Consider the following 14,830-nt stretch of genomic DNA (forward strand, 5'->3'; position numbering starts at 1 on the left):
GAGGGAAGGGGTGGTGGTCAGAGGACCTTGGAGAGGAAGGCGCGGGTGCGTTCGTGGCGCGGGCTGTCGAGCACCTCGGCCGGCGGTCCCTGCTCGACGATCCGGCCCTCGTCCATGAAGACCACGGTGTCGGCGACCTCGCGGGCGAAGCCGATCTCATGGGTGACGACGATCATGGTCGTGCCGGAGGCGGCCAGGTCCTTGATGACGTCGAGGACCTCACCGACCAGCTCGGGGTCGAGCGCGGAGGTCGGCTCGTCGAAGAGGAGCAGGCCGGGTTCGAGGGCGAGCGCGCGGGCGATGGCGACCCGCTGCTGCTGTCCGCCGGAGAGCTGCTTGGGGTACGCCTCCGCCTTGTCGGCGAGGCCGACGCGTTCGAGCAGGCTCCGGGCCGCGGCCTCGGCCTCCTTGCGGGGGCGCTTCAGGGCCGAGACGGGGGCCTCGACGATGTTCTCCAGGACGGTGAGGTGCGGGAAGAGGTGGAAGTTCTGGAAGACGAAGCCGATCCGGGTGCGCTGCTTGAGGATGTCCCGCTCGCGCAGCTCGTAGAGCTTGTTGCCGGAGCGGCGGTAGCCGACGAGGGTGCCGTCGACGCTGACGGTGCCGCTGTCGACCTTCTCCAGGTGGTTGATGGTCCGCAGGAGGGTGGACTTGCCGGAGCCCGAGGGGCCGAGGACGACGGTGACCTCGCCGGCGCGGACGTCGAGGTCGATGCCGCGCAGGACGTGGAGGGGACCGAAGGTCTTGTGGACGGCCCGGATCTCGACCTTGGCGGTGGTCGCGGCGGTGGACCCGGCGGCCTTGGCGGTGGTGGTGCCGGTGGCGGTGCTGTCGGCGGTGGTGACGGAGCTCATCGGACGCTCCCCTTCGCGTAGTGGCGTTCGACGTAGTGCTGGACGACGGAGAGCGCGGTGGTGAGCAGGACGTACCAGGCGGTGGCGACCATCAGGAGCGGGACGACCCGTCCGTTGCGGCCGTAGACGACCTGCACCTGGTAGAAGAGTTCGCCGATCGCCATGACCGAGACGATCGAGGTGCCCTTGAAGAGCGAGATGATCTCGTTGGCGGCGTTGGGCAGGATCGAGCGCATGGCCTGCGGCAGGACGATCCGCCGCACCTGCCGGAGCCTCGGGATGCCGAGGGAGGCGGCGGCCTGCAACTGGCCCTCGTCCACGGCGAGTACACCGCCGCGGACGATCTCCGCCGCGTAGGCCGCCTGGTGCAGGGCGAGCCCGAGAACGGCGGCACTCATCTCGCCGACCAGGCCCATGGTGTCGAAGGAGAGGAAGCTCGGCCCGAAGGGGATGCCGATGCTCAACTCCTTGTAGAGGTAGGCGAGGTTGAACCAGAAGAGCAGCTGGACGATGAGCGGGATCGAGCGGAAGGCCCAGATGTAGCCGAAGGCGACGGACCGCAGGAACGGGCTGGCCGACAGGCGCATGAAGGCGAGCACGATGCCGATCGCGAAGCCGAGCGCGGTGCCGTAGAACGTGAGCTGGAGGGTGACCCAGACGGCCCGGAGGATCGTCTCGGTGGTGAAGAACGCGGCGAAGACGTCCCACTCCCAGCCGGGGTTGGTGACGAGCCCGTGGAGGAACTGCGTGAGGAGCACGGCGGTGACGGCGACGGCCACCCAGCGCCAGGGGTGGCGCACGGGGACGACCACGAGTTCGGCGGGCGCCGACGGCGTGGTGGTGGTGTCCGGTTCCTTCGCGAGGCTCGGTGCGGCGGGCGGATCGCTGGTGAGAGACATGGCGGTTCCTCGGAAAAGGGCAGGAGAGAGGCGGGAGGGGCGCGGGAGGACGCGGGGGCGGCGCGGAAGAGGTGAGGGATCAGGCGCTCAGCGGGGCGGGGATCCGACACGCCAGGTCGCGCAGGAACGTCAGCGCGGCCCGCGCGGTGACGTCGTTCTGCCGGAAGGGAACCCCTCCGGTACGGGGCCGGGTGAAGGCGCTGTCGGTGCGGGCGGCGGTGTGCGGACCGAGCGCGAAGCGGCGCGGGTGCGGGCGTCCGTCGTGCCCCAGGACCCGGCCGTCGACGGGGTCGACGACGAGGAGGCCGCTGGTGGTGGCCCGGGCCCCCTCCTCGTACAGGGCACGGAGCAGCGGGCTGCCGGTGAGTTCGAGGGTCGGGTCGGGGAGTCGGGCCTCGACCAGGGCGCGTGCCTCGGTCCACTCCCCCGGTACGGCGGCGGACGCGGCCCGGAAGAGTCCGCGTGCCTCGTCGGTCTCGACGGTGACCTGGGGGCCGAGGAAGCGGACGACGCCGGCACGGGAGAGGGCGAGGAGCTGGCGCAGCCGGGGTCCGGGCGGCCCGGAGGCGAGGTAGCTGAAGAAGCCGTGCCACCAGTCGCCGGTGTCGATGCGGTTTCCGAGCCGCAGGAGTTGTCCGTAGACGGAGAGCAGGCCGGCGAAGACGGCGGCGTCGGAGCTGTGGGCCGGGTCGTGACGGCGGTCCAGGTCGTCGGTGATGTAGTCGCGCAGACCGTTCTGGAGGGCTTCCGTCGAGGCGAAGCGGATCCCGTCCAGGGGGTGGTCGAGGGCGTCCAGGTCGAGCCGGTCGGCGGGGTCGGGGACGGCCGCGGCGACGACGGCGGCGAGTTCGGCCCCGCGCGGCGGCGCTTGCGCGTAGGCCCGCTCGAAGTCGCTCCAGGCGAGCGCGGTCCGCTCGGGGTGGGTGGAGAAGAGCCGGTGGTAGTGGGCCCAGCCGAGTTCCTTGTCGACGAGGGGCCACACGTCGCGCCGGAAGTCGATCGGCCCGGTCCTCCGCAGCAGGGCGTCGGTCTGCTCGGGACCGAAGAAGCGGGGCAGCGGGGGCCGTTCGCCGTCGAGTGCGTAGCCGATCTTGGAGTGGTACGGGACTCCCCGCCGCGATCCGACGTGCAGCACCGGTTCCTTGCCGGAGGGTACGTAGACGAGCGCGTCGCCCTCGTCCTCGTACCGGCCGCCGCGGCCCTCGGTGAGCAGCACCATGAGGTCGACGAAGGCGAGTCCGAAGCCGCGGACGAGGACGGGTTCGCCGGCGGGCAGGGCGGTGAGGTCGGTGTCGGCGGTGAAGTCGGGCGGCAGGTGGACGAGGCCGTGGCGGGCGGCGAAGCCGGCGAGGGCCCGCTGCTCCGGGTCGGGTTCGGCGTCGAGGTGGCCGACGGTGATGACGACGAGGTCGGCCAGGAGGGGCGCGGCGTCGCCCTCCAGCCAGACCCGCTGGCGTCCCTCGCGGGGGCCGCCGATCCGCAGGGCGCTTGTGCGGTGTTCGTGGACGGTGACGGAGGCGGGCAGGGCGGCGCGGGCCCGCTCGTACACCCAGCGCAGATAGGCGCCCTGCTGGGGGCGGGTGGGGAAGGTCCGGCCGTCGATGCCGGCCCATTCGGCGACCGTGGGTCCGGGGCGGACGGGGCCCGCCAGGTCCACGGTCTCGTCGGTGAACATGGTGACGTCCTCGGCCCGGGAGTTCATCCAGAGCAGCGGGGACTGCGCGGTGCGCCAGATCCGGCCGGGGCCCGGCGGGTGCGGGTCGACGAGGTGGAGGTCGAGGGGGCCGTCGCCGTACAGCTCGGGCAGGTTGGCGGCGAGCCGTTCGAGGAGGCCGGTCCCCCGCGGCCCGGCGCCCACGATCACGAGCGAGGGCGTCGAGGGGTGGGGGCTCATCGCGCACCGGCCGTACCGCGGGCGTAGTGCCGCTCGACGTAGTACTGGCCGAGGCTGAGGACCGAGGTGACGGCGACGTACCAGAGCGTGGCGACGAGGAGCAGCGGGATGACCTCGTACGTGCGGTGGTAGACGAGCTGGGTCGAGTAGAGCAGGTCCTGGACGGCGATCACGGAGACGATGGAGGTGCCCTTGAGGGTGCCGATCAGCATGTTCCCGGCCGGCGGGACGATGGCGCGCATGGCCTGCGGCAGCACGATCCGGGAGAGCCGGCGCCACCGGCCGAGTCCGAGGGACTGGGCGGCCTCGAGCTGGCCCCGGTCGACGGAGAGGATGCCGCCGCGCACGACCTCGGCGGCGTAGGCGGCCTCGTGCAGGGTGAGGCCGATGACGGCGACGGAGACGGGGCCGAGGAGGTTGACCGTGTTCACGCCGAGGATCTGCGGGTAGAGCGCGCCGATGTTGAACCAGAAGAGCAGCTGGACCAGGATCGGGGTGGACCGGAAGAACCAGACGTATCCCCAACTCACCGCGCGCAGCACGGGGTTGGCGGAGAGTCTGAGCACGGCGAGCAGGGTGCCGAGGACGAAGCCGAGCGCCATGACGAGGGCGGTCAGCCACAGGGTGAGGCCGAGTCCGCGCAGGACGGACGCGGAGGTGAAGTACTCGGCGACCACGTCCCACTGGAAGGCCTTGTTGCGGACGACCGAGACGAGGCCGAGCGCGAGCAGGGCGAGGACGAGGCCCGCGGCGGTCCACTGCCCGGCGCGGCGGGCGGGGACGATGCGGGGCGGTGGTTCGGCCGGCGGGGCCGTGGAAGGGGTTTTGACCAGGGTCGCGGACATGCGAAGACTCCGTGGATGCCAGAGGCGGATCGAACACGGGGGTGCGCCTTCACACGCACTGAGCACGGAGCCGGGCCCCTCAGCCCGATCCGCCCTTCGAGGCTATGCGGTCAACACGCCCCACTGTCAAGGGTGTCCGCACTGTGAGCTGTACGTCTCATCGTGGTTGACGCGGGAACGGATGCCTGTTCCACTGAGGCCATGCATTCGCAGCAGCTGGTCACGCGCTCCCACATCGACTTCGGTCGCGTGTGGTCCTCTTCCTGTTGAGCCGACCCTCTGCTCTCTGAGCCGTCCCGCCCGCGTGCTGTTTTCCGCGGCGCCTTCACACACAGGCCCCTCGTGGATGCCTGAGCTCTCCCCTCCCCTCGCTCTGCCGCGCCGCCCTCCTTCGTTCTGAAGGGCTGCCCTCCTTCGCCCTGAAGGACCGTCATGACCTTCGCGTTGTCCGTTCACCGGACCACGACCACCGACCCTTTGGCGCGCCCGCTCCTCGACGAGCTGGCGCACGAGTACACGACCCGGTACGGCTCCGCGCACGATCTGAGCCGCTACCCGGCGGAGGAGTTCGCCCCGCCCCACGGTGCCTTCCTGCTCCTGCTGGAGCAGGGCCGGCCCGTGGCGGGCGGCGCCTACCGCCGTTACGACGACGACACCGCCGAGCTGAAGCGGATCTGGACCCACTCGGCGCACCGCAGGCGCGGACTCGCCCGGCGGGTCCTGACCGTGCTCGAACGGGAGGCCGCCGCCCGCGGCTACTCCCGCCTCTACCTCACGACCGGACCGCGCCAGCCGGAGGCCAGGGGCCTCTATCTGGCGAGCGGCTACCGCCCGCTCTTCGACGTGTCCGCCGATCCCGAGTCGATCGGCCCGCTGCCGTTCGAGAAATTCCTGGAGAACCCGAAGCCATGACCACGCGCACGCGTCCCGGCACCGCACGCACCACCATCGCCTTCGCCCTCATCACCGGCGCCGCACTCGCCCTCACCGCCTGCGCGGGAGGCGATCCCGCGACCGCCCCGGCGGGTGCCTCGGGTGCGCCGGGCGCCGCGAAGGGCGCGCTCCCGACCGAGGACGTGGTGTCGGCGGTGAAGAGGAACGAGGCCGCGGCGAAGCTCCTCCCCGCCGACGTACGGCAGCGGGGCAGCTTCACGATCGCCTCCTCCGTCGCCACCCCGCCCAGCTCGGCGTATCTGGCCGACGGCAGGACCGTCGTGGGGGTCGACGCCGACTTCGCCGCGGCCGTGGCGAAGGCCCTCGGCCTGGAGCTGAAGCGCGAGGTGGTGGGGTTCGAGGCGATCCTGCCGGCACTCGGCAGCGGCAAGTACGACGTGGGCACCGGGAACTTCGGCGTGACCGAGGAGCGGCGCAAGGCCATCGACTTCGTGACGTACATCAACGACGGCCAGGGCTTCGCGAGCCGGGCGGACAGCCCGCTGAAGGCGGTCACCGACCTCACCCAGCTGTGCGGCCTGAAGGTGGCCGTGAACGCGGGCACCACCTTCGAACGGACCCTGGAGCAGAACAAGGGCCGGTGCGCGGAGGCCGGCAAGGAGCCGTACGAGGTGAACGTCTACAGCGAGACCGGGGCGATCTGGATGTCGCTCCAGCAGGGCCGCAGCGATGTCGTGATGAACACGATCAACGGGGTGCGGTACGCGGTGACGCAGCAGAAGAACGTGAAGTTCCTCAACGAGTACCGGCGGCTCGACGTCGGCTTCGCCTTCAAGAAGGGCACCCCGCTCGCGCCCGCCTTCCAGGCCGCGGTGAACGGCCTGAAGGCGGACGGGACGTACGACCGGATCCTGAAGAAGTGGGGGGTGACGGGGTCGGGCATCGCCACGTCGCAGATCTCCCCGCCGGAGCTCCCGGCGCCCAAGAAGTAGCGGCGCGGGGGATCTCCGGCGGTCCGTCCGGCGCGGGTCCCCCGCCCGGTGCGCTCCGGCGATCGGGGGCGGGGGCCGACGGGTCGTCAGCAGCCGTCGCAGGGGCAGCAGCAGTCGCAGCCGGAGCAGTCGGGGCAGTCGCAGTCCCGGCAGCAGCCCTCGCGCTTCTTGCGGGACCAGGGGCCCTCGTACTCCTTGGCGCAGCAGATCTGGCAGGTGCAGAACAGCCAGGTGAAGGCGGCACACCCCGCGAGGAAACCGCGCGGCTTGGGCGCCTGCGGGGCGCCGCCGCCGAACTGCGGCGGCAGCCCGCCAGGCCCTCCGGGACCCATGGGTCCGCCCGGCCCTCCCGGTCCGCCACCGTAGGGGTTCCCGCCGCCCCCATAGGGGTTGTACGGGCCCGAGGCCCCGCCCGCGTACGGATTGCCCGGCACCGGACCCTGGCCGGGTCCCGGCGTCCCGTGGGCGCAGGTCACGCCGAAGGCGCGGTCCACCGAGCTGCGCAGCTCGTGGGCGAGGAGGACGTGGACCAGCCTGCCGTCCGTGAACTCGGCGTCCCGCAGGGCGAGGCGGATGCCGTGCAGGGCGTCGTCGGCGAGCCGGCGGGCCTCCTCGCGGGAGGTGCCGGTCGCGGTGAGCGGATTCCAGGCGCCGCTCGCCGCGTCGGCGGTCTGGTCCTCGACGGCGTCGAGGAGGTGGGCGAGCCGGCCGAAGAGCCGGCCCGCCTCGGCGAGCGGCCCCGCGTTGTCCGGCCGTCCGGCGAGGACGGCGGTGTGCGCGAAGGCGGCGGCGGTCGCGGTCTCGGTCGGTTCGGTGACGGCGAGCAGGGAGGTACCGGGTCCGGCGAGGGCCTCGATCCCGGTCTGGCGGTCGACGGCGTCGACGAGGACGGCGGTGTCGAAGCCGAGGGCGCGGCCGGTCCTGGCCCCGGCCTTGTCCCAGGAGCGGGCGACCCGGCGGGCCGCGGCGGCGACGGGTCGCCGGGCCAACAGCCCGTCCCGGTCGGCGACGTGGTCCCGGACCTTCGCGGAGGCGAGGACGAGCGAGACGGCTGCGGCGAGCCGGGCGCCCTCGCCCCGCGCCACGGGTGCGGTCCGCATCCCGCGCAGCGGGCAGGGGCCCGCGGTGCGTCGGCCGCTCGCCACCGCACCGGTCTGAGCCTCCGTCAGAACCGAGACGATGAGCCCGTCGTAGTTGGTGACGACCCGGGCGAACTGGCCGTGGTCGGCGCGAAGTGCCAGGCAGAGGCCGCAGAGGTGGGCCATCCACTCGACCTTGAGACCCTCGGTGAGCCGATGGGTGCAGGGCCTGACGATTCCGAACAAGGACTCCCCCGTGAGTCATGGGCCCGGGCCGGGCCTGAGCCTGGGCCGAGCCGAGCGTGGGCCGCCGTAGGGCCTCGCGGCATCGTAGCGAGCGGCTCCGTTCACCCGTACGCGCCCATCGTCACCCTTCCGGCACGACTTTCATATTTTCAGCTACATGGCCCTCCCTCAGGCCCCGCATACCGCAAGTTTCCTGACGATTCGCCAGGAAACGGTGCTCACGTTCTGCACCAGTACCGTCACGAATCCTCTGCGCGCCGACTATCCACTTGGCGCGCGATCCGCATCATGAAGGACGATAGGGATTGCGGAACCACAAGTGACCGCGCTGAAAGGAGGCGTCCATGGGATCGGTGCGCAAGGCGAGTGCCTGGCTGGGACTCGTCGAGGACAACGACGAGCGTTACTACGACGACGAGTACGCCGACGGTGCCGAGGGCGGCGACGCCTGGGTGACGGACCCCCGCGTCCGGGTGGCCACGGACACCGCCGAGGATCGGGGCCGCCGGATCGCCACCGTCTCCCCGGACGGCTTCCGGGACGCCCGGGGCATCGGCGAGCTCTTCCGGGACGGCGTTCCGGTGATCGTGAACCTGACCGCGATGGAGCCGAACGACGCGAAGCGCGTCGTCGACTTCGCCGCCGGTCTCGCCTTCGGCCTGCGCGGTTCGATCGAGCGTGTGGCGACGCGGGTCTTCCTGCTGACCCCCGCCGACACCCAGATCGTCACCGGCGAGACGGGCCGGCGTCAGCAGGACGGTTTCTTCAACCAGAGCTGAGCGGGTCCGCCGGTCCGGCCGGGCACCACCCGAGAGATCGGGTCAGTGCGCCGGACGTCCCGAGCCGGCGGGCTCGATCGCTTCCCGGGTCGCGGGCACCACCGGCTTCGACGTGACCGGCTTCGACGCGACGGGCTTCGGCAGCGTCGGCTTCGACAGCACCGGCGCCTCGGCCTCCGACCCGCCGACGGACACCGTCCCGTCCGGATCCACCGGGCACTCCATCACCCGGGGCAGGCGCCGGGCCATCGCCGCGCCGAGCAGCAGAAACGCCGCGCTCACGAAGAGCGTGATGTGCAGCCCGTCCACGAAGGCGTGCCGGGCGGCCTGGTGCAGCGCGTCACCGGCCACGCCGCCGAGCTGGTCGGCGACCTGGTAGGCCTCGCCGAGCGAGTTCGCGGCGGCCCGGCTCGCCTCCGCGGGCACCCCGGGGAGCGCGGCGAGCCCGGGGGCGTACGCCGCGTTCATCACGCTGCCGAGCAGGGCGGTGCCCATGCCCGCGCCGAGCTGGTACGAGGTCTCGCCGATCGAGGCCGCGGCGCCCGCGCTCCGCTGCGGCGCCTCACTGAGCATCGACTCGTACGCCGAGAAGAGCGTGGTCTGCAGACCGAAGCCGAGCAGCACGAAGCCCACCGTGAGCAGCAGCGGCCGGTCGTGCTGCCCCATGAAGGTGAGCAGCAGCACGGCGGCGGCGGTGAGGACGAAGCCCCAGCCGACCATCCGGCGCGGTCCGATCCTGCGCAGCGTGTACGAGCCGGTGGCACCGGCGGCCATGGCGGCGAAGGTGAGCGGGAGGAGCCGCAGCCCGGTCTCCAGGGGGCTGAGACCCAGGACCAGCTGGAGGTACTGGACGGCGATGAGCTGCAGGCCGACCAGGGCCAGCATGGCGAGCACGATGCAGCCGACCGAGGTGGTGAAGGCAGCGCGGGAGAAGAGCCGCATGTCGATCAGCGGGTGGGGCCGCCGCTTCTGGCGCCGTACGAAGAGGACGAGGAGCGTGGCGCCGAGCAGCAGCGGCCCCGCGGTCGGGAGCGCGAGGAGCGGTTCGCCGGCCCCGGCGCGCTTCACCCCGAGGACGCAGCCGAGCACACCGGCGGCGGCCATGAGCGCGCCGAGGACGTCCCAGGGTCCGTCGGCGGCGCCCCGTGACTCGGGGAGGAGACGGCGGCCGAGCGGCAGGATCAGCGCCATCAGCGGAATGTTGATGAGGAAGACGGAGCCCCACCAGTAGTTCTCGACGAGGAAGCCGCCGAGCACGGGTCCGGTGGCGGCCCCGATCGCGGCGACCGCCGTCCAGACGCCGATGGCGGTGGCGCGCTCCCTCCGGTCGGGGAAGACCGCCCGGAGGATGGAGAGCGTGGCGGGCATGATCATGGCGCCGCCGACGCCGAGGAGCACACGGGCCCCGATGAGGACCGAGGGTTCGGTGGCGAGCGCGGCGACCGCCGAGGCGATGCCGAAGAGCGCGTATCCGAGGAGGAGGATCCTTCGCCGTCCGACCCGGTCCCCGAGGGTGCCGAAGAGGATCAGGAGCGAGGCGCAGATCAGGGGGTAGGCGTCGACGATCCAGAGCAGCGCGGTGGAGCTGGGGTGCAGGTCCTCGGTGAGGGAGGGGATCGCGACGTGAAGGATGGTCGCGTCGAGGGCGACCACGAGAAGGCTGACGCAGAGGACGACGAGGACGACCCACCGGTTGGCTCCGCCACCGGCGGCGGAGTGCGGTCGTGCTGGGGCCGTGTTCGTCCGCGACATGTACGTACCTCCCAGTGAAGCTCTCGCGCTCGGCGGCCCCCGACCAGGGCTTATGCCCCTGGGGCGGCCCGGCATCGACGGGCGAGTGAGCCGTCAGCGTACGCGAGTTCAAGGCCCGAGCGCGTGGTGCAGCTCTCACCCCGGCGGGCCTCGCGGTGTGGCGTACGCCACTCGGGGCGGCCCGCGCGTCGCATGGAATTCCGTACGGACGTCCGTTTGAAGCAATTCCCGCGCGTTCAAACACTCTTCCGGAATCGACCCCGGGACAATAGGGCGGAAGGTCATCGGATTTCCCGACGGACGCCGGGAATGGGACGCCGACTGAGACCTACTCCACATCACATCAACATCACGAACAGACCGGATCGACCGGGTCGGCTTCTCACTCCCTGTAACGTCGATTGGGTGCGTACCGACATCTTTGCCCGGCTGGACCGGGAGCCGGAACCGCCGAAGATAGAGGTCCCGCGGATGACCCGCACGCGTCTCGCCCTCTTCGGCGGGACGTCGGCGTTCTATCTCGCCATGGTCGTCGCCGTGCTGCTCTCGACGTGGCTGGTGACCCTCGACTGGAAGATCATGCTCTTCCGGCCCTACCAGCAGTGGCCGGAGATCCACGGCTTCCTCGACTACTACGTCGTCCTCGGCCAGCGCGGCCCCACGGCCGTCATGGTGGCCGCCTGGCTGGGCTGGCGCTCCTGGCGCCAGCACACCCTCCGGCCCCTGCTCTGCCTCGGCGCCGCCCTGCTGCTGCTCAACGTGACGGTCGGTGCGGTCAAGCTCGGACTCGGCCGCCTCGGGCCCCACTACGCGACCGAGATCGGCTCCGCCGAGCTCTTCGCGGGCGGCGACATATTCCCCTCGGGTCACACCGCCAACGCGGTCGTGACCTGGGGCATCCTCGCCTATCTGGCGACCACTCCGAGGGCCCGGCGCTATCTGTCGGCGCTCTCCGCCGTGGTCGCACTCGGGGTCGGACTCACCACCGTCTATCTGGGCACGCACTGGCTGAGCGACGTCCTCCTCGGCTGGGCCGCCGGGCTCCTGATCCTGCTCGCCCTGCCCTGGTGCGAGCCGGTCCTCGCCGTGGTGGAGTCGTGGATCCTCGCCGCGCGCGACCGGGTACGGGAGCGGCTGCGGGACCGTCGCCGTCTGGTGCCCTCGCTGCCCGTGGCCTCCGGAGGCCCTCGCCCGGGGTACTTCCCGCAGCGTCCCCCAGGGTCCGAGGAGCCGGTCCGGGGAACCGCGGGAGTGGCCGCCGGCCGCGCCCCGGCGACCCGCGGCTGATCGCGAGCACACCGCTCACACGTACGGGAAAGGGCCCCGGCCGCCATCGGCCGGGGCCCTTCCGCGTGTCCGGACCCGGCGCGCCCGATGCGCCGGCGGCGGTCTCTCAGCCGACCCAGCAGCGGGTGACCGTGCCGTCCTCGACCTCGAAGTTGATGCGTCCGGCGAGGTACTCCATGGTGATGATCGAGCCGGGCGGGAGCGACCTGACGGTGCTCCAGCCCCGCGTCCTGGCGAGCCGTGCGGCGCCTTCCGCGTCGAGGCCCACATAGGACTCGGGGGCGTCGCGGGGCGGTTCGGGAGTGCGCGATGTGGGTGCCATGGCCCTCACGTTAGTCCCTTGGCGGTCACGCTTGTGTCACAAGTTCTCGACATATGTTTGGCATGACCCCAGTCACTCGATGGGGCAGCTTCGGGCCGTTTCTCCAGTAATTCCGAAGGACATCCAGTAGTTCGCACGAACGCCCCTGAAGTGTCGATAGAACGCGGGTAATTCCCGCTTCCCGCGCCGCCCGACCCGAATTGTCTCGGCGACGCGCACGCGAGCCGCTCACTCTTCCCTTACACAATGCTTACGCTGTCCGAACGCCCGGAGACGCGGAGCCGGGACGACGGCGAGGCGGAGGCAGCGGGATGGGCAACGGGACAGCGACCGCGACCGTCGAATCGCCCCCACAACGGCACGGCCGGGTGCTCATCGACTGGCTGACCACCACCGATCACAAGAAGATCGGCCACCTCTACCTGGTGACCGCGTTCGTCTTCTTCCTCGTGGCCGGCCTGATGGCGATGCTGATGCGGGCCGAACTGGCCCGCCCCGGGATGCAGCTGCTCACGAACCAGGAGTTCAACCAGGCCTTCACCCTGCACGGCACGATCATGCTGCTGCTCTTCGCGACGCCCACCTTCGCCGGCTTCGCCAACGAGCTGGTGCCGCTGCAGATCGGCTCGCCTGACGTCGCCTTCCCGCGGCTGAACATGTTCTCGTACTGGCTGTTCCTCTTCGGCAGCCTGATGGTGATCGGCTCGCTGCTCACCCCGGGCGGCCCGGCCGCCTTCGGCTGGACCGCCTACGCCCCGCTCAACAGCCTGGAGCGCTCCCCCGGCGTGGGCGTCGACCTGTGGATCATGGGGCTCGCGCTCTCCGGCTTCGGCACCATCCTGACCTCGGTCAACTTCCTCGCGACCATCGTCGGGATGCGGGCGCCCGGCATGACCATGTTCCGGATGCCGATCTTCACCTGGAACGTGCTCTTCACGGCGGTCCTGGTGATCGTCGCTTTCCCCGTGCTCGCCGCGGCCCTGCTCGTCCTGGAGGCGGACCGGCGCCTCGGCTCGGTGGTCTTCCAGCCCGAGAACGGCGGCGCGCTGCTCTGGCAGCACCTCTTCTGGTTCTTCGGGCACCCCGAGGTGTACATCATCGCGCTGCCGTTCTTCGGAATCGTCAGCGAGATCATCCCGGTCTTCGCCCGCAAGCCGATCTTCGGCTACACCACGCTGATCGCCGCCACCATGGCGATCACCGGCCTGTCGGTGGTCGTCTGGGCCCACCACATGTTCGCGACGGGCGCCGTGCTGCTGCCGTTCTTCTCGCTGCTCTCGTTCCTCATCGCGGTGCCCACCGGGGTGAAGTTCTTCAACTGGACCGGGACGATGCTGCGGGGCTCGCTCTCCTTCGAGACCCCGATGCTGTGGTCCGTCGGCTTCCTGGTGTCCTTCCTCTTCGGCGGCCTCACCGGGGTGATCCTCGCCTCGCCGCCGATGGACTTCCAGGTCACCGACTCGTACTTCGTCGTCGCCCACTTCCACTACACGGTCTTCGGGACGGTCGTCTTCGCGACCTTCGCCGGCTTCTACTTCTGGTGGCCCAAGTTCACCGGCCGGATGCTCGACGAGCGGCTCGGGAAGATCCACTTCTGGACCCTCTTCGTCGGCTTCCACCTGACCTTCCTGGTGCAGCACTGGCTCGGCGCCGAGGGCATGCCCCGGCGGTACGCGGACTACCTGGAGGCGGACGGCTTCACCGCCCTCAACACCGTGTCGACCATCGGCGCCTTCCTGCTCGGCGCCTCCACACTGCCCTTCCTCTACAACGTGTGGCGGACCACGCTGTACGCGCCCGAGGTCGACGTCGACGACCCGTGGGGCTTCGGGCGCTCCCTCGAGTGGGCGACCTCCTGCCCGCCGCCCCGGCACAACTTCGACGCCGTGCCCCGGATCCGCTCCGAGTCGCCGGCCTTCGACCTGCACCACCCGGAGTTCGCGGCCTACGAGCGGATGAGGATCACGAGCCCTCCGCCGGAGCGCCGGCCGATCGGTCGAGAGCGCGGGACAACAGATCTCTGAGCGCCCGCACCCGGTCGACCAGCTCCGGCGGGTCGAGCACCTCGAACTCGAAGCCGATCAGCGACACGTGGATCACCATCACGTCGAGGCTGTGGGCCCCGGTGCGCAGCAGGCAGGCGTTCTCCCCGTCCGCCGTCAGGACACCGTCGGCGGCGCCGACGGCCGCGGCGGCCTCGTCGAGCGGCACGTGCAGCCGGATCGTCGCCGACGTCGCGTACGCGGCGGTGGACACGCCCTTCGCCACGTAGGCGGCCAAGTCCTCGGCGGGCGGCTCGCGGGGCGGGAAGCGGGGTCCGTGCGGCAGTGTCGGCACGATCCGGTCGGCGCGGAAGGTGCGCCAGTCGGCCCGGTCGACGTCCCAGGCGACCAGGTACCAGCGCCGCTCGCTGCACACCAGGCGGTGCGGCTCGACGGTCCTGCGGGTGGCGGTCCCGCCGTGGTCCCGGTACTCGAAGCGGAGCCGCTCGGTGTCCCGGCACGCGTTGGCGAGCTCGGTGAGGACGGCCGGGTCGATCCGCTCGCGCGGGGTGCGCAGCATGGGAACGGTGAAGGCGTTCAGGGCACTCACCCGGCGCCGCAGCCGCCCGGGAAGCACCTGCTCCAGTTTGGCGAGAGCGCGTACGGAGCTCTCCCCGATCCCCTCGACGCCCTGTCCGGCGGCGGCGCGCAGGCCGACCGCGACCGCCACGGCCTCCTCGTCGTCGAGGAGCAGCGGCGGCAGCTCGGCCCCGGCGCCCAGTTGGTACCCGCCGCCGGTCCCGGGGCTCGCGTTGACCGGATAGCCGAGCTCGCGGAGCCGGTCGACGTCCCGCCGTACGGTGCGGGGCGTCACCCCGAGCCGGTCGGCGAGGTCGGCACCGGACCACTCGCGGTGGGCCTGGAGCAACGAGAGCAGACGCAAGAGCCGTGCGGAGGTCTCCAACATGGCCCCGAGTCTGCCAGCCCTCGCGGACGACTTCTGTC

The 14,830-nt window shown here is 71.4% G+C and carries 13 protein-coding genes; 5 read left to right on the plus strand and 8 right to left on the minus strand.

What is annotated here, in order from left to right; translation table 11 throughout:
* Positions 1–17: 17 nt before the first annotated feature.
* The 4 genes from OG462_RS11655 to OG462_RS11670 form a co-directional block, all read right to left on the minus strand.
* Positions 18–854 carry an amino acid ABC transporter ATP-binding protein gene (locus tag OG462_RS11655; RefSeq protein WP_406057064.1) on the minus strand — a complete coding sequence of 279 codons (837 nt, stop codon included), beginning with the start codon at positions 852–854 and terminating at the stop codon, positions 18–20.
* Positions 851–1,753, minus strand: coding sequence for an amino acid ABC transporter permease (locus OG462_RS11660; protein WP_406057066.1), 903 nt, complete (start codon positions 1,751–1,753; stop codon positions 851–853). Before OG462_RS11660 ends, OG462_RS11655 begins: the two co-directional genes overlap by 4 nt.
* Before the next feature lie 79 nt (positions 1,754–1,832).
* Positions 1,833–3,647: an FAD/NAD(P)-binding protein gene (locus OG462_RS11665; RefSeq protein WP_406057068.1), complete on the minus strand. Its 1,815-nt coding sequence runs from the start codon at positions 3,645–3,647 to the stop codon at positions 1,833–1,835.
* Entirely contained in the window at positions 3,644–4,492 is an 849-nt protein-coding gene (locus OG462_RS11670; protein ID WP_406057069.1) for an amino acid ABC transporter permease, read from the minus strand. Before OG462_RS11670 ends, OG462_RS11665 begins: the two co-directional genes overlap by 4 nt.
* Positions 4,493–4,924: 432 nt before the next feature.
* Here OG462_RS11670 and OG462_RS11675 point away from each other — a divergent pair, with 432 nt between their 5' ends.
* Positions 4,925–5,404: a GNAT family N-acetyltransferase gene (locus tag OG462_RS11675; protein ID WP_187622867.1), complete on the plus strand. Its 480-nt coding sequence runs from the start codon at positions 4,925–4,927 to the stop codon at positions 5,402–5,404.
* Entirely contained in the window at positions 5,401–6,378 is a 978-nt protein-coding gene (locus tag OG462_RS11680) for an ABC transporter substrate-binding protein (RefSeq protein ID WP_406057071.1), read from the plus strand. The genes OG462_RS11675 and OG462_RS11680 overlap by 4 nt, the downstream gene beginning before the upstream one ends.
* 86 nt (positions 6,379–6,464) lie before the next feature.
* On the opposite strand, the gene OG462_RS11685 is transcribed toward OG462_RS11680, so the two are convergent.
* On the minus strand, positions 6,465–7,703 hold the full coding sequence (locus OG462_RS11685) for a DUF5685 family protein (protein ID WP_406057073.1): 1,239 nt from the start codon (positions 7,701–7,703) through the stop codon (positions 6,465–6,467).
* Between the two features lie 344 nt (positions 7,704–8,047).
* On the opposite strand from OG462_RS11685, the gene OG462_RS11690 reads away from it, so the two are divergent.
* A complete protein-coding gene (locus OG462_RS11690) occupies positions 8,048–8,482 on the plus strand; it encodes a cell division protein SepF (protein WP_030315727.1) in 435 nt (144 codons plus the stop codon).
* A 42-nt stretch (positions 8,483–8,524) separates the two neighbouring features.
* Here the strand turns inward: OG462_RS11690 and OG462_RS11695 are convergent, their stop codons facing one another.
* Complete coding sequence (locus tag OG462_RS11695; protein ID WP_406057075.1) at positions 8,525–10,234, minus strand: MFS transporter; 1,710 nt, start codon at positions 10,232–10,234, stop codon at positions 8,525–8,527.
* A 471-nt stretch (positions 10,235–10,705) separates the two neighbouring features.
* On the opposite strand from OG462_RS11695, the gene OG462_RS11700 reads away from it, so the two are divergent.
* A complete protein-coding gene (locus OG462_RS11700) occupies positions 10,706–11,521 on the plus strand; it encodes a phosphatase PAP2 family protein (RefSeq protein WP_406057077.1) in 816 nt (271 codons plus the stop codon).
* Between the two features lie 106 nt (positions 11,522–11,627).
* On the opposite strand, the gene OG462_RS11705 is transcribed toward OG462_RS11700, so the two are convergent.
* On the minus strand, positions 11,628–11,843 hold the full coding sequence (locus OG462_RS11705) for an I78 family peptidase inhibitor (protein ID WP_406057078.1): 216 nt from the start codon (positions 11,841–11,843) through the stop codon (positions 11,628–11,630).
* Positions 11,844–12,154: 311 nt separating this feature from the next.
* Between OG462_RS11705 and ctaD the strand changes: the two genes are divergently transcribed.
* Entirely contained in the window at positions 12,155–13,867 is a 1,713-nt protein-coding gene (gene ctaD / locus OG462_RS11710) for a cytochrome c oxidase subunit I (protein WP_406057080.1), read from the plus strand.
* Here ctaD and OG462_RS11715 read toward each other — a convergent pair.
* Positions 13,806–14,792: a helix-turn-helix transcriptional regulator gene (locus tag OG462_RS11715; RefSeq protein ID WP_406057082.1), complete on the minus strand. Its 987-nt coding sequence runs from the start codon at positions 14,790–14,792 to the stop codon at positions 13,806–13,808. The genes ctaD and OG462_RS11715 overlap by 62 nt on opposite strands.
* Between the last annotated feature and the right edge of the window lie 38 nt (positions 14,793–14,830).

This window comes from Streptomyces sp. NBC_01077 (assembly GCF_045162855.1).
In the GTDB taxonomy this organism is placed as follows: domain Bacteria; phylum Actinomycetota; class Actinomycetes; order Streptomycetales; family Streptomycetaceae; genus Streptomyces.

Coding starts and splice junctions, on each gene's coding strand:
- OG462_RS11655 (WP_406057064.1), bottom strand. CDS start 854: ATGAGCTCCGTCACCACCGCCGACAGCACCGCCACCGGCACCACCACC.
- OG462_RS11660 (WP_406057066.1), bottom strand. CDS start 1,753: ATGTCTCTCACCAGCGATCCGCCCGCCGCACCGAGCCTCGCGAAGGAA.
- OG462_RS11665 (WP_406057068.1), bottom strand. CDS start 3,647: ATGAGCCCCCACCCCTCGACGCCCTCGCTCGTGATCGTGGGCGCCGGG.
- OG462_RS11670 (WP_406057069.1), bottom strand. CDS start 4,492: ATGTCCGCGACCCTGGTCAAAACCCCTTCCACGGCCCCGCCGGCCGAA.
- OG462_RS11675 (WP_187622867.1), top strand. CDS start 4,925: ATGACCTTCGCGTTGTCCGTTCACCGGACCACGACCACCGACCCTTTG.
- OG462_RS11680 (WP_406057071.1), top strand. CDS start 5,401: ATGACCACGCGCACGCGTCCCGGCACCGCACGCACCACCATCGCCTTC.
- OG462_RS11690 (WP_030315727.1), top strand. CDS start 8,048: ATGGGATCGGTGCGCAAGGCGAGTGCCTGGCTGGGACTCGTCGAGGAC.
- OG462_RS11695 (WP_406057075.1), bottom strand. CDS start 10,234: ATGTCGCGGACGAACACGGCCCCAGCACGACCGCACTCCGCCGCCGGT.
- OG462_RS11700 (WP_406057077.1), top strand. CDS start 10,706: ATGACCCGCACGCGTCTCGCCCTCTTCGGCGGGACGTCGGCGTTCTAT.
- OG462_RS11705 (WP_406057078.1), bottom strand. CDS start 11,843: ATGGCACCCACATCGCGCACTCCCGAACCGCCCCGCGACGCCCCCGAG.
- ctaD (WP_406057080.1), top strand. CDS start 12,155: ATGGGCAACGGGACAGCGACCGCGACCGTCGAATCGCCCCCACAACGG.
- OG462_RS11715 (WP_406057082.1), bottom strand. CDS start 14,792: ATGTTGGAGACCTCCGCACGGCTCTTGCGTCTGCTCTCGTTGCTCCAG.